General features: G+C 62.0%; 10 protein-coding genes and 1 pseudogene. All 11 read left to right on the forward strand.

Annotated features, from left to right (window positions below):
* The first annotated feature begins 28 nt into the window (after nucleotides 1-28).
* The 11 genes and pseudogenes from D7I37_RS23505 to D7I37_RS23560 all read left to right on the forward strand — a co-directional run bounded on the left by D7I37_RS23505 (nucleotide 29) and on the right by D7I37_RS23560 (nucleotide 13,693).
* Nucleotides 29-838, forward strand: coding sequence for a lysozyme inhibitor LprI family protein (locus D7I37_RS23505; RefSeq protein WP_231922058.1), 810 nt, complete (start codon nucleotides 29-31; stop codon nucleotides 836-838).
* Between the two features lie 34 nt (nucleotides 839-872).
* A pseudogene (locus tag D7I37_RS23510) lies at nucleotides 873-992 on the forward strand (type VI secretion protein); the annotation flags it as partial.
* Between the two features lie 557 nt (nucleotides 993-1,549).
* Nucleotides 1,550-3,313 carry a type VI secretion system-associated FHA domain protein TagH gene (tagH, locus tag D7I37_RS23520; RefSeq protein ID WP_129544459.1) on the forward strand — a complete coding sequence of 588 codons (1,764 nt, stop codon included), beginning with the start codon at nucleotides 1,550-1,552 and terminating at the stop codon, nucleotides 3,311-3,313.
* On the forward strand, nucleotides 3,313-4,086 hold the full coding sequence (locus D7I37_RS23525; protein WP_061794735.1) for a PP2C family serine/threonine-protein phosphatase: 774 nt from the start codon (nucleotides 3,313-3,315) through the stop codon (nucleotides 4,084-4,086). The genes tagH and D7I37_RS23525 overlap by 1 nt, the downstream gene beginning before the upstream one ends.
* 30 nt (nucleotides 4,087-4,116) lie before the next feature.
* Complete coding sequence (locus D7I37_RS23530) at nucleotides 4,117-5,103, forward strand: type VI secretion system-associated protein (RefSeq protein WP_129544460.1); 987 nt, start codon at nucleotides 4,117-4,119, stop codon at nucleotides 5,101-5,103.
* A 16-nt stretch (nucleotides 5,104-5,119) separates the two neighbouring features.
* On the forward strand, nucleotides 5,120-5,941 hold the full coding sequence (locus D7I37_RS23535; protein WP_269458451.1) for a type VI secretion system accessory protein TagJ: 822 nt from the start codon (nucleotides 5,120-5,122) through the stop codon (nucleotides 5,939-5,941).
* A gap of 2 nt (nucleotides 5,942-5,943) precedes the next feature.
* Entirely contained in the window at nucleotides 5,944-6,519 is a 576-nt protein-coding gene (locus D7I37_RS23540; RefSeq protein WP_095098079.1) for a type VI secretion system baseplate subunit TssE, read from the forward strand.
* 4 nt (nucleotides 6,520-6,523) lie between these two features.
* Nucleotides 6,524-8,410, forward strand: coding sequence for a type VI secretion system baseplate subunit TssF (tssF, locus tag D7I37_RS23545; RefSeq protein ID WP_129544461.1), 1,887 nt, complete (start codon nucleotides 6,524-6,526; stop codon nucleotides 8,408-8,410).
* Nucleotides 8,407-9,480: a type VI secretion system baseplate subunit TssG gene (tssG, locus tag D7I37_RS23550; RefSeq protein WP_129544462.1), complete on the forward strand. Its 1,074-nt coding sequence runs from the start codon at nucleotides 8,407-8,409 to the stop codon at nucleotides 9,478-9,480. The genes tssF and tssG overlap by 4 nt, the downstream gene beginning before the upstream one ends.
* A 57-nt stretch (nucleotides 9,481-9,537) precedes the next feature.
* Nucleotides 9,538-12,204, forward strand: a complete 2,667-nt coding sequence (tssH, locus tag D7I37_RS23555; RefSeq protein WP_129544463.1) for a type VI secretion system ATPase TssH — start codon at nucleotides 9,538-9,540, stop codon at nucleotides 12,202-12,204.
* A gap of 49 nt (nucleotides 12,205-12,253) precedes the next feature.
* Nucleotides 12,254-13,693, forward strand: a complete 1,440-nt coding sequence (locus tag D7I37_RS23560) for a protein kinase (RefSeq protein ID WP_129544464.1) — start codon at nucleotides 12,254-12,256, stop codon at nucleotides 13,691-13,693.
* Nucleotides 13,694-13,743: the final 50 nt, after the last annotated feature.

Consider the following 13,743-nt stretch of genomic DNA (forward strand, 5'->3'; position numbering starts at 1 on the left):
AGAAATTATAAAGTCGAGCTCTATTTAAATGGAAATTATCGCTAAGGAATTCGCCCTAATGAAATTATGTGCATTTTTGCTCAGCAGCTTATTATTATCTTCCACCGCTTATGCGGCAGAAAAAAACGTCAAACCATTGGCTATTGATGGCCTGTGGCAAGTAACTCAAGTCAATATCGACAATGAGGCAACTCGCACACTCAATTATCAATTTAACGACCCTCGATTGCTTGGCAGGATCATCAATATATCCAGTCAATCAATTGAAAGCAATTTACCGGAAAAAGACGTCTGCACAACGCCAACCTTGAGCATTGAGAAGAATACATTAAACCAACTCATAGCTAAATCTATGGGGCCAAATGTCACTGTTAAAAACTATGAACTGAATGAAAGCGGGCAAGCAGAAATTTCTCTTTTCAAGCTCACGTGCAATTCCGGCTCGTTCGGCCCATCAGAAAATAGCGCAGGCTCCTGGTTTGCCGAACTCAATCCGCAAAAAGCGCTGGTTAAATGGTACGATGGTTCACTATTGCAGTTAGAACGATTACCAGAGAACCCTAAGCCCGTCGCGTCTTTTGACTGTACTAAAGCTAAAAGCATTGTTGAAAAAACAATCTGCTCAGACTTCAATTTATCCGCCTATGACAAAAGTGTCTCTCAAGCTTGGCTGTTGGCAAAAAAACAGGCTACCGACGTAGGAGATAAAAAGCTGATGACCTCTTTAAGCAGTACGCAAAAAACCTGGTTACTGCAAAGGGATAAATGCAGGGATAACAAGGATTGCCTGACCAATATGATGCAAGAGAGAATCAATGATCTTTCCGCATACGAGTAAAATTGCAACTCTATTAATATTGGCGGTATTGAGTATGAAAGCGGTCGCCAACGTAAAATATTCCCCGGAAGAGAACCTCAAAAACTACGCGCTTAGCGTTTGTATCGCCGACGGGTACTCAGCAAAAGAAATAAAAAACGATGCCGCCGCCGCACGGGTCGACGAGGAAACAAAACAGTGAGTGATGACGTCACGCTTTCCACCTACTCTTACTCATTTGTTTTTTTTATACTTTTTCCTGTCAATCATAGTATTTGTCGGATTGTATCGCCTAAAGCAAAAAGCCAACAATAAAAAATCATACTTCCTTTTTGTGATGGCCACCATAGTGAACATATTTTCAAGCATCATTCAAGGTTTGGTATTTAACTATGGCTCGGAGATATTAGATCCAATTATCAATATAAAATTCCAAGATTATGATAATGTATGGTACGCCAGTATTATATTTGCAATAATATATTTATCTCAACTGCCAACTAATTTATATTACAAGGAAAAGAGTAAAAAAAATGATCGCGATGGCAAAAACATCACCTGACATATACAGCCTCACATTCATATATTTAGGTTCGCGAGAATAAAATGTGTTTGCCAAAAAATTGGGTCACTCACATTTAAAAACCTCCCTTAGAAATAAATCAAGTCGAATTCATCCAGTTACCGAGCTCAACTGTCTGGGTCATAAGATCTTATCAGCAGGAATGCCTTATGCGATTTTCTATTGTAAAAAACAAAAATGGCCAGGTTCCGCCACAGAGCAGCTGCGATTTCCTGCCGCCGGGCGGCACCATCGGCCGCAGCGTAGACAACAACCTGGTATTGCCGGACGAAGAGCGCGCCATCTCGCGCCTGCAGGCAATCGTGCATATTTCCGCTGACGGCGAATGCCGGGTGACCAACCGCGGCAACGTGACCCGCGTGCTGCTTAACGATATCCCGCTGGAGCGCGGCCGCCAGGTCGAGCTGCAGGACGGCGACATTCTGGGTATCGACGACTATCAAATTCAGGTCAGCGCGCTGCAACAGCACGCCGCGCCGCCGGCCCAACCGGCGGCACGAGTCACCGAGGCCACGCCTGCGCCAACGCCGGCTCCCGCCGCCAAAGAAAAATCCGCCGGGCCCATTCCCAATGAGATCTGGGACAGCCTGGTGGAGGAGTTTACCCCTAACACGCCGACCGCCGCCGCGCCGGCGCCGGCCGTTAATCATGATAACCATCCGCTGCTGGAAACCCCGCAGCCTGAATTGAATCCAGCGGATCCGCTGGCGCAGCTGGCGGGCAACGTCGATTTACGCCAGCTGCAGCAGCAAGAAACCGATCCGGCGGCGCTGTTCAATACCGACACCACGTTCAACCGCGACCATATTCTGGCCGACACCACCCCCAGCGCGCTGTTGGCCGAACAGCGCCCGGCGGCGACCCGCCAGCCCGAACCGATGAAAGCGTCGCCCGCCGCGGCGGATAAACGCGAGCAAGAACTGGATCCGCTGGCGCTGTTTGGCGACTCTTCCGCCCCCGCCGCACCCGATGCGTTGAACGGCAACGATCCTTTGGGCCTGCTGATGGGCGGGGCCGTGCCGCTGGCGCAGCCGGGCTCTTCCACGCCGCCTCAACCCCCGCTGCAGCCACAGCCGTCTCAGCCTCAGCCGCAGCCGCAGGCGGCCGCCGAACCGGCAGCGCCGCAGCCTCCGCGTGCCACACCCGCCGCGCCGATGCCGGAGCCGGAGCCGCAATTCCAGCGCCAAGAGCCGCCGGCACAGCCGCCGCGCCCGCGCCAGGGCAATCGCCTGGGCATCGATCCCGTCGCCTATCAGTCCGCCCGCCCGCAAAACGGCGCCGCACCGAACGGCGATCGGTTGGAGGGGCCGTTGCTGACGGCGCTGCTGCAGGGCATCGGCCTGGATGATCTGCAGCCGCAGCCGCATTTCGATGAACAGCAGATCCGTCAGTTCGGCCGGCTGCTCAGCCTGTTCTCGCAGGGAACCGTCGCCCTGCTGTCTTCGCGCTCAATCCTCAAGCGCGGCGTGAAGGCGGAAATGACCATGATCCTCGACGAGGCCAACAACCCGTTCAAGCTGTTGCCCTCGGGCAAAACGGTGCTGATGCAGATGTTCGGCAGCCAGATGCCTGGCTTTATGCCGCCGGAGCAGGCGGTGCGCGATGCGCTGATCGACCTGCAGGCGCACCAGTTGGGCATGATCGCCGGCATCCGCGCCATCATCGCCGCCATGCTGCAGTCGTTCAACCCGGACCGTCTCGAAGAAGAGGCCCGCAAGGAAGGCGCCGCGCCGCGTCTGTCGCTGCCCGCCAATCGCAAGGCGGCGCTGTGGGATTACTTCGTGAAAAACTATCAGCAGACTTCCGGAGAGATAGAAGACGATTTCCACACTCTGTTCGGCGAAGCCTTCCTGCACGCCTATGACGTTGAAGTGAATCAATATAAAGACTCACAGACCAAACCGGACGCGTAATGAATATCACTATAGCCTCTACCTCCAATCAGGGCGGCCGCGACTCTAATCAGGATCAGACCGGCGAAGTGGTCGGCAACCGCGCGGCCTGTTTCGTGGTGTGCGACGGCATTGCCGGCTTCCCCGGCGGCGACATCGCCGCCAGGCTGGCGCGCGACACCATCCTGCAGAACTTCGACGGCGAAAAGCACATGAACGCGCAAAGCATTCGCCAGCATATTTCGCGCGCCAATGCGGCAATCCACCAGCAGCAGCGGCAATCAGACGAATACAGCAAAATGGGCACCACGCTGGTCAGCCTGTTTATCGATCGCGATTACCAGCTGGCCTATTGGGCGCACGCCGGCGACAGCCGTTTGTACCTGTTCCGCCGCGGCTACCTCTACGCCGTCACCACCGATCACAGCCTGATCCAACAAATGCAGGACGCCGGCTATCAGACCAGCGGCATCAACAGCAACCTGCTGTACTTCGCGCTGGGCCTGAACGAAGAGCGCGACGCTACCTACAGCGACGTGCTGCAGCTGGAAGACGGCGACGTGTTCCTGTTGTGCACCGACGGTTTCTGGCACAGCTTCAGCCAGTCCGAGCTCGAACAATCGCTGCATATGGTCAACTCGCCCAGCGAGTGGATCGCCCTGATGCAGCAGGCATGGAAGAAAAACAATAACAGCGATAACTACAGCGCTATCGCCGTCTGGATTGGCTCACCGCAGGAAACCACCCTGCTGCATTCGCTGGCGGATGCGGAGCGGTTTCTGTCCCGCGACTGAGTCGAGCGCAAATTTACAGCAAGGTTACCTATGAAATACTGGATGCCAGGGCTTGTCGCCCTGATGGCGATACCGGCCGCGCAGGCGGCGAATTATCGCCTGGTTTATTCCCCCAGCCAAAAGCTGGAAGTGTTTATCGATAACGTCAAAAACAGCCAGCCGGCAAGCTGGTGCGGCAAAACCATTCCGCTGCGCATCGTCTCCGCGCAGAGCAAGGACGCCGCAGTGCTGAATGACTTCCTGCCGCGCGTCGGCAACCTGCTGGAAAAACAGTGCGCCAAGGCCAGCCAGCTGCCGTGGATCCTCACCGACAAACGCGGTGAAAAACTGGCCTCCGGCGAGGCCAGCAAGGCGCGCGGCTGGAAACCGGTGCCTAAGCCGGCGGCCGACGAACCTGCCGCACCGCCGCAGCCCGCGATCCCCGCCGCCGTGGCCGTCACTTCACCGCCGGCGGCCAGCGCGCCGGCCCAGCGTTTCGATCTGCCGCAGGGGTGCCATTTCCGCACCTATTGGAACGGCGAAGCCAACGGCAGCGCGCTGTTTATCCCGAGCGGCGCCGCGCTGCGCTGCGGCGACGACGGTTGGCTGAGCGGCAGCGGCGAGATCGGTTTGCAGCAAAATGGCCAAACCGCGTCGCCGAGGCTGTCGTTCCATCAGGGTTACCCGCTGGCGAAGGTCAACGTCGGCGATCGTCCGCTGAGCGTGGTCAGCGCCAATGCCCAACGGCTGGTGCTGGGCGCCAACCCGCAGGCGCCGGGCAGCTTCCTGCTGCTGCCGTTCGAACCGCAGCTGCACGCCTGGTCGTTTGACGGCGTGGTGATCGTGGAAATGCCGCGCACCGACGCCGCCGATCCCGCCAAGGTCACCCAGCGCGTCAAGCAGGCGCAAAGCGCATGGCAACCGTTGCTGAGCGCTCCGGCCACGCCGCTGACTTTCAAGCTGGTGGAAAAACTGGCCGACGATCGCGTTGATCCCGCCAGCGGCAGCTACCTGTCGGTTAACGACGCCACTCACTGATTATAAGGAAGGCCCTGTGAAATCATTAGCAAGCATGCTGCAAGGCGGTTCGGTCAGCGCGGCCATCGGCGCCGTGGAAAGTGAAATCAAGGCGCGCCCGGCGGATGCCGACCTGCGCGCCGCGCTGGTGCAGCTGCTGTGCCTGAGCGGCAACTGGCAGCGCGCCAATGCGCAGCTGAAGTCGTGGCAGGCGCTGAAGCCGATCGCTCAGCCCACCACCCTGCTGCTGATGCAGTCGGTCAGCGCGGAGCTGCAGCGCCAGGCGGTATTCGCCGGCGAGGCCGCGCCGGCGCTGCTGCAGCAGAATCAGCCCTGGCTGCAGCAGATGATCCAGGCGCTGGACCACGACGCGCGAGGAGAGGCCGAACAGGCGCAGGCGCTGCGCGACAGCGCGTTGGACGCCGCACCGGCCAGCGCCGGGCGGCTGACGCTGGCTCAGGGCGAACAGGAGCAGCCGGTGGCCTTCGAATGGCTGACCGACGGCGACGGCCGCCTTGGCCCGGTGTGCGAGCTGGCGCTGAACGGCGTCTATTACTGGCTGCCGTTCGCCGATATCGCCGAAATTCAATTCCAGGCGCCGCAAAGCGCCATCGATCTGGTGTGGAGCCATGCGCTGGTGCGCCTGCATGACGGCCGCGAACAGGTATGCCAGCTGCCCGCCCGCTACCCGCTGGCCGCAGACAGCGACGACGCCCTGCTGCTCGGCAAGCGCACCGAATGGCTGCCGCTGGGCGACGGCCCGCACTACGCCGGCCAGGGGCTGAAAACCTGGCTGAGCGAGAGCGAAGAATTTCCGTTGCACAGCCTGCGCCATCTGAGCTTTGGCGCGGACGCCTGACGATGAGCAACAAGCGACTCACCCATCATGACGGCGGCGATCTGCACCGCCAGGGCTACCGCTTCCGCCAGGACAGCGAGCGCCTGACGTCGCGCGACAAGATGCAGCCGGTGCTGCTCGACATGCTGACCGACGACGAGCCGCAGAAAAAGCAGGAAGCCCAGGTGCGCAATCTGGTGTCGCACAGCGAGCTGCGCCGCCGGGTATTGCGCGATCTGCAATGGCTGTTCAACTGCGTCAACAGCGAATCCAATCTCGACCTGGGCGATTTCCCGCAGGTGCGGCGCTCGACGCTGAACTACGGCATCGCCTCGCTGGCCGGCAAACGCATGTCGGACATCGAGTGGCTGGACATTCAGCGCGCGCTGACCGAATCCATTCTCAATTTCGAACCGCGCATCCTGCCCGAAGGGCTGCAGGTGCGCTGCGTTTCGGATACCGGCTCGCTGGAGCTGCACAACGTGTTGTCGATCGAGATCAAGGGCCGCCTGTGGTGCGTGCCCTATCCGCTGGAGTTTCTGTTCCGTACCGACGTGGACCTGGAAAACGGCCACTTCGATCTGAAAGACATAGGGTAAGGCGATGGACAGTAAACTTTTAGAGTATTACAACCGCGAGCTGGCCTATTTGCGCGAGATGGGCGCCGAGTTCGCCGAGCAGTATCCGAAGGTGGCGGGCCGCCTCGGCATGCGCGGCATCGACGTGGCGGATCCCTATATCGAGCGGCTGATGGAGGGCTTCGCCTTCCTCACCTCGCGCGTGCAGCTGAAAATGGACGCGGAGTTTCCGCGTTTTTCCCAGCGGCTGCTGGAAATCATCTATCCCAATTACCTGTCGCCGACCCCGTCGATGGCGATTGCCGAGCTGCAGCCCGACAGCAGCAAAGGCGACATCAGCAGCGGCTTCGTGGTGCCGCGCGGCACCATGATGGACAGCCAAACGCTGAAAAAGAGCGGCATCACCTGCAGCTACACCACCGCGCACGACGTTACCCTGCAGCCGGTGCGGCTGAAAAGCGTCGAGCTGGGCGGCATCCCCGCGGATATCCCGCTGGCCGCCCTGGGGCTGCAAAACAGCGGCTGCGTCAGCGCGCTGCGCATCCGGCTGGAATGCTATGAGAGCGTGACGCTCAACAACCTGCAGCTGGACCAGCTGATGTTCTACCTGGCCGGCCCGGACCTGCAGGCGCAACAGCTGCTGGAGCTGCTGATGCAGCACAGCGTCGGGCTGATTTGCCAAACGGTGGAAACCCAGCCGCAGCGGCGGGCGCTGGCGCTGGACGGGCTGCGGCAGGAAGGCTTCGCCGCCGAGCAGGCGCTGCTGCCCAACGACCTGCGCAATTTCGAAGGCTACCGCCTGCTGCAGGAATACTTCGCCTTCCCGGCGCGCTTCCAGTTTTTCAGCGTCAGCGGCATGAAGCCGCTGCTGCAAAGCGTGCGCGAAGGGAAAAAGGCGCTGCGCCAGTTCGAGATCGTGGTGCTGCTGGATCGTCAGGATGCGGCGCTGGAACGGGTGATCGACGTCGCCCATCTGGCGCTGCACTGCACGCCGGTGATCAACCTGTTCCCCAAGGTCGCCGAACGCATCACGGTCAGCGAAAAAAACCACGAATATCACCTGGTGGTCGACAACATCCGCCCGCTGGATTATGAGGTGTTCTCGGTGCAGCGGTTGGGCGGCAGCGCCAGCGAGAAACGCTACGAGCAAGAGTTCCGGCCGTTTTACAGCACCCTGAGCGCCGACGACGGCAACTACGGCGCCTATTTTTCGCTGCGCCGCGAGCAGCGCACGCTGTCCGAACACGCCCGCCGCTACGGTACCCGCACCGGCTACGTCGGTTCGGAGGTGTTCGTTTCGCTGGTGGACGAACGGCAATCGCCGTGGCACAGCGATCTGAAATACCTGACCGCCGACGTGCTGTGCACCAGCCGCGACCTGCCGCTGATGCTGCTGCAGCAGGATCAGGGCAACTTCGTGATGCCGGACTCGATCCCCATCAAACAGGTGACGCTGAAAAAGGGCCCCACGCCGCCCCGCCCGGCGCTGGCCGAAGGCATGATCACCTGGCGGCTGATCAGCCAGCTGCAGCTCAACTATCTCAGCATGATGGACGGCGATCCGGAACAGGGCGCCGCCAGCCTGCGCCAGCTGCTGGGGCTGTACGGCAACCTGAGCGAACCGGCGGTGGCCAAGCAAATCCAGGGCGTGCGCCACTGCAATCTGCGGCCGGTTTATCGCCGGGTGCCGGAACCGGGCCCGATCGTGTTTGCGCGCGGCATCGCCGTCGATCTGACCGTCGACGAGCAGGCGTTTTCCGGCAGCAGCCCTTACCTGCTCGGCAGCGTGCTGGAGCGGCTGTTCACCCGGCTGGTGGCGATGAACACCTTTACCGAAATGACGCTTTCCAGCCAGCAGCGCGGTGAAATCGCCCACTGGCAGGCGCGCATGGGCAAAAGGACGCTGATATGAGCGCAAACCTCACCGAACCCGAGCTGGCGGCGGCGCCGAAGATTAGCGCGCTGCACCGCCTGCCGGCGGATTTCTGGCTGCGGCTGAGCCAGGCGCCCTACAAGCAGGATCTGTTTCAGCTGCTGCGACGCATCGACGCCCAGGGCGGGCAGCGCTACCTGCTGGGCCGCGCCCCGCTGCCGCGCCACGAAATGCTGCGGCTGGGGCAAGAGCCTTCGCTGTCGTTCGCGCCGTCGACGCTGGCGCAGGTCAGCCCGCGCCCGCAAAGCCCGCTGCACGACGTCTCGATTTTCAGCTTCGGCCTGTTCGGCCCCAACGGGCCGCTGCCGCTGCACCTGACCGAATACGTGCGCGAACGGGTTTATCACCATCAGGACACCACCCTGCTGGCCTTCGCCAACCTGTTTCACCACCGGCTGACGCTACTGTTTTACCGCGCCTGGGCCGACGCGCAGCCGACGGTATCGCTGGATCGCCCGGACAACCGGCGCTTCGACGACTACCTGTCGAGCCTGATCGGCATCGGCCAGCCGGCGCAGCGGCAGCGCGACAGCATCAACGCCCACGCCAAGCATTTTATGGCCGGTCACCTGATTCGCCACAGCCGCGATCCGGAAGGGCTGTGCAAGATTTTACAGCAGTATTTCAACGTACCGGTGCGCATCGTGGAGAACGTGCCGCACTGGCTGCGGGTGGAAAAACGCGAGCAGGCGCGCCTCAAGGCGGGCCGCGGCGCGCCACAGCTCGGCGAGTCTTCGTTCCTCGGCATCGCGGTGCGCGACATACAGCACAAGTTCCGCATCGAGCTGGGGCCGATGTCGCTGGAAAACTATACGCGTTTTCTGCCCGGCGCCGACCTGTGCCTGCAGCTGCGTGACTGGGTGCGCCAATATCTGGGCATCGAATTTGTCTGGGAAGTGCGGCTGGTTCTGGCGCGGGATCAGCTGAGCGGCACCCAGCTCGGCGGCGCCCAACGCCTGGGGTTGAGCAGTTGGATGACCGACCCCCGCCGGCAACGCGATCTCGACGATTTGACCTTCAGCCCCGAACCGCTGGAAAACCCGTTCTGACCCTTGTTCTGGCCGGAGCCGCACGGCGCTCCGCCACTCTGAGACCTGAGGAAAACCATGTCTGAAATCAGCCGCTCGGTATTATTTGGCAAACTGGATAGCCTGTTATTCACCTCTCTGGAAAGTGCGACGGCGTTTTGCAAGCTGCGCGGTAACCCTTACGTCGAGCTGGCGCACTGGCTGCACCAGCTGATGCAGTCGCCGGACGGCGATTTGCAGCAGGTGATCCGCCACTTCGCGCTGGACGAAGCGCAGCTGGCGCGCGATATCGTCGAGGCGCTCGACCGCCTGCCGCGCGGCGCCAGCGCGATTTCCGACCTGTCGGAACACATCGACAGCGCGGTGGAGCGCGCCTGGGTATACGGCTCGCTGAAGTTCGGCGCGTCGCGCATTCGCGGCGGCCATCTGCTGATTGGCATCCTGAAAACCTACAGCCTGCGCCATCTGCTGAAAGCCATCTCGGCGCAGTTCGACCGCATCAACGCCGATCTGCTGTTGGAGCAATTCGCCGCCGTCACCGCCAACTCGGCGGAAAATAACCAGGACGCGGCGGCGGAAAGCGGCGCCGAAGGCGAGCCGGGCGCACCGCGCGCCGGCGGCAGCGTGCTGGCGCAGTTTGCACAGGATCTGACGGCCAGGGCGCGCAACGGCGAGATTGACCCGGTGGCCGGGCGTGACGAAGAAATCCGCCAGATCGTCGATATTCTGATGCGCCGCCGCCAGAACAACCCGCTGTTGACCGGTGAGGCCGGCGTTGGCAAAACCGCGGTGGTGGAAGGCCTGGCGCTGCGCATCGTGGCCGGCGACGTGCCGCCGCAGCTGCGCGACGTGCAGCTGCATCTGCTGGATATCGGCATGCTGCAGGCCGGCGCCGGGGTCAAGGGCGAGTTTGAAAAACGCCTGCAGGCGGTGATCGACGAGGTTCAGTCCAGCCCGACGCCGATCATCTTGTTCATCGACGAAATCCATACGCTGATCGGCGCCGGCGGCGCTCAGGGCACCGGCGACGCCGCCAACCTGCTGAAGCCGGCGCTGGCGCGCGGCCAGCTGCGCACCGTCGGCGCCACCACCTGGTCGGAATACAAGAAGTACATCGAAAAAGATCCGGCGCTGACCCGCCGCTTCCAGGTGGTGCAGGTGCATGAGCCGAGCGAGGACAAGGCGCTGCTGATGCTGCGCAGCACCGTCAGCCCGCTGGAACAGCACCACCGCATTCTGCTGCTGGACGAAGCGGTCGACGCCGCGGTGCGCCTGTCGCATCGCTATATTCCGGCGCGCCAGCTGCCGGACAAAGCGGTGGCGCTGCTGGACACCGCCTGCGCGCGCGTGGCGGTCAGCCAGCATGCGGAGCCTGCGCAGGTGGAAGACTGCCGCCACCGCATCGACGCCTTGCAAATCGAGCTGGAAATCGCCCGCCGCGAAACCAAGGTCGGCATCGGCAATCCGCAGCGCCCGCAGGATATCGAAGCCCAGCTGGCCACGCTGCAGCAAGAGCTGGAACAGCTCACCGCCCGCTGGCAGGAAGAGCTGACGCTGATCCGGCAGATTATCGATCTGCGCGCTCAGCTGCACCGCCAGGAAGCCGAGCCGGCCGACGACGAAACCGCATCACAATCACAGCCCGCGCCTTCCGCCGATGAGCTGCGCGGCCAGCTGGGCGAACTGCAGCGGCAATTGAGTGAACTGCAGGGCGAGGCGCCGCTGATCTTCGCCGCGGTCGACGCCAATATCGTGGCGGCGGTGGTCTCCGACTGGACCGGCATCCCGCTGGGCCGCATGGTGAAAAACGAAATTGAGGCGGTGCTGCAGCTGTCGGATACGCTGAATCAGCGGGTCATCGGCCAGCGGCATGCGCTGGATCTGATCGCCCGCCGGGTGCGCACCTCGCGCGCGCGGCTGGACGACCCGAACAAGCCGGTCGGGGTGTTCCTGCTGGCCGGGCCTTCCGGCGTGGGTAAAACCGAAACCGCGCTGGCGCTGGCGGAAACGCTGTACGGCGGCGAGCAGAACGTCATTACCATCAACATGAGCGAGTTCCAGGAATCGCATACCGTCTCGACGCTGAAAGGCGCGCCTCCCGGCTACGTCGGCTACGGCGAGGGCGGCGTATTGACCGAAGCGGTGCGCCGCCGGCCCTACAGCGTGGTGCTGCTGGACGAGATCGAAAAGGCGCATCCGGACGTGCACGAGATCTTCTTCCAGGTGTTCGACAAGGGCTGGATGGAGGATGGCGAAGGCCGCCATATCGACTTCCGCAACACCATCATTATCCTGACCTCCAACGTCGGCACCGATCTGATCGCCGGGCTGTGCAGCGATCCGGACCTGATGCCGGAGCCGGAAGCGCTGAGCGGCGCCCTGCGCGAGCCGCTGCTGTCGGTATTCCCGGCGGCGCTGCTCGGCCGCCTGCTGGTGGTGCCTTATTACCCGCTGACCGACGCGACGCTGGGCAACATCGTGCGCCTGCAGCTGGGCCGCGTGCAGCGTCGCCTGGCGGAGAACCACGACATTGTCTGCACCTTCGACGATGCGGTGATCGACCAGATCGTCAGCCGCTGCACCGAAGTGGAGTCCGGCGGCCGCATGGTCGACGCCATCCTGACCAACACGCTGCTGCCGCAGATCAGCCACACCCTGCTGACCGGCAGCGCCAACGATCAGCGCTATCGCCGGCTGCATATCGCGCTGCAGCAGAACGAATTTATTTGTCAATTTCAGGCTTAACGCCGCGGCCGCCGGTATGGCGGCCACTTGAACACAGAGAGTCATCATTATGTCGGGAACCGGGGTAAAAAAACCGAATTCAAACAGCCTGCCGAACGGCTATCGGTTCAATGAGTTCGAGATCGAGGAAGCTATCGGCGAAGGCGGTTTCGGCATCGTCTACCGCGCCTACGATCATCAGCTGGAACGCACCATCGCCATCAAGGAGTACATGCCGACCTCGCTGGCCAAGCGCAACGACGATCTCAGCATCGGGCTGCGCGGCGAACGCTTCAGCAAAACCTTCCAGGCCGGGCTGACCAGCTTTATTCAGGAGGCCCGGCTGCTGGCGCGCTTCTCGCACCCGGGGCTGCTGCACGTGCTGCGCTTCTGGGAAGAGAACGGCACCGCCTATATGGGCACCCAGTTCTACAGCGGCACCACGCTGAAAAACCTGCATGCCCAGCAGCCGGAAAAAATCGACGAGGCCTGGATCCGCCGGCTGCTGCCGCCGCTGTTCAGCGCCATCAACACCATCCATCAGGAAGGTTACCTGCACCGCGACATCTCGCTGGATAACATTCAGATCCAGGAGAATCAGCTGCCGGTGCTGCTGGACTTCGGTTCGGCGCGCAAAGAGATCGGCAACCTGTCCGACGAAACGGAAATCATGCTGAAACCGGGCTTCGCGCCGATTGAGCAGTACACCGAAAACAGCGACGGCGAACAGGGCCCCTGGACCGACATCTACGCGCTGGGCGCCGTGCTGCATACGCTGATCGTCGGCACCCCGCCGCCGGTCAGCGTGGTGCGCAGCATCGAAGACAGCTATCGGCCGCTGAGCGAGCGCCGCCCCGCCGGATATTCGCCGGAGCTGTTGCGCACTATCGACCATGCGCTGGCGCTGAAGCCGGAAGACCGGCCGCAGACCATCGACGAAATGGCCGAGCTGCTGCACCTGCCGATCGCCGACGAGAACGAAATCATCAGCACCCCGGCCGCCGCGCCGGAAAACCTGCTGGTGGCCGCCAATCCGGCGGCCGGCGCAGCGGCGGCCGGCACCGTAACCGCACGCAGCATGAAGCTCACCCGCCCGACGATGATCGGCGCGGGCGTCGCCGCGCTGCTGGTGATCGGCGCGACCGCCTGGCTGAGCGGCGGTGACGACGGCCAGACGCCGGCCAGCGCCAACACCGCCGATGCTTCGCCGGCCGATAAAACCCTGACGCCGCAGCAAAGCGCGCCGCAAACGACGGCGGCCGAGCCGGCCAAGGCCGTTGCGCCGCCGCAGCCGGTGGCGCTGGTGTATTTCAAACTGCAGCCCGGCGAGCAGGTCAGCCTCGACGGCAAGCCGCAGCAGGTGACGCCGGGCGACAACGGCTTCGCCAGCCTCAACCTGGCGCCGGGCAGCTACCGGCTGGAAATCCGCCACAACGACCAGCTGCGCCGCCAACAGCTCAACATCGACAACGCCGGCACCTGGCTGGTCAGCCCGGCCGTCGCCGGTTAATTCCGACTTCCCGGCCCGCCGCGGCGGGCCCTTACCTTATTTCATGAGAC

Origin of the sequence: Serratia sp. 1D1416 (assembly GCF_003641105.1) — a bacterium.
GTDB classification, from domain to species: domain Bacteria; phylum Pseudomonadota; class Gammaproteobacteria; order Enterobacterales; family Enterobacteriaceae; genus Serratia; species Serratia ficaria.

Bases quoted from the DNA above. Each gene is read 5' to 3' on its own strand.
- D7I37_RS23505 (WP_231922058.1), top strand. From the start codon at position 29: ATGGAAATTATCGCTAAGGAATTCGCCCTAATGAAATTATGTGCATTT.
- tagH (WP_129544459.1), top strand. From the start codon at position 1,550: ATGCGATTTTCTATTGTAAAAAACAAAAATGGCCAGGTTCCGCCACAG.
- D7I37_RS23525 (WP_061794735.1), top strand. From the start codon at position 3,313: ATGAATATCACTATAGCCTCTACCTCCAATCAGGGCGGCCGCGACTCT.
- D7I37_RS23530 (WP_129544460.1), top strand. From the start codon at position 4,117: ATGAAATACTGGATGCCAGGGCTTGTCGCCCTGATGGCGATACCGGCC.
- D7I37_RS23540 (WP_095098079.1), top strand. From the start codon at position 5,944: ATGAGCAACAAGCGACTCACCCATCATGACGGCGGCGATCTGCACCGC.
- tssF (WP_129544461.1), top strand. From the start codon at position 6,524: ATGGACAGTAAACTTTTAGAGTATTACAACCGCGAGCTGGCCTATTTG.
- tssG (WP_129544462.1), top strand. From the start codon at position 8,407: ATGAGCGCAAACCTCACCGAACCCGAGCTGGCGGCGGCGCCGAAGATT.
- tssH (WP_129544463.1), top strand. From the start codon at position 9,538: ATGTCTGAAATCAGCCGCTCGGTATTATTTGGCAAACTGGATAGCCTG.
- D7I37_RS23560 (WP_129544464.1), top strand. From the start codon at position 12,254: ATGTCGGGAACCGGGGTAAAAAAACCGAATTCAAACAGCCTGCCGAAC.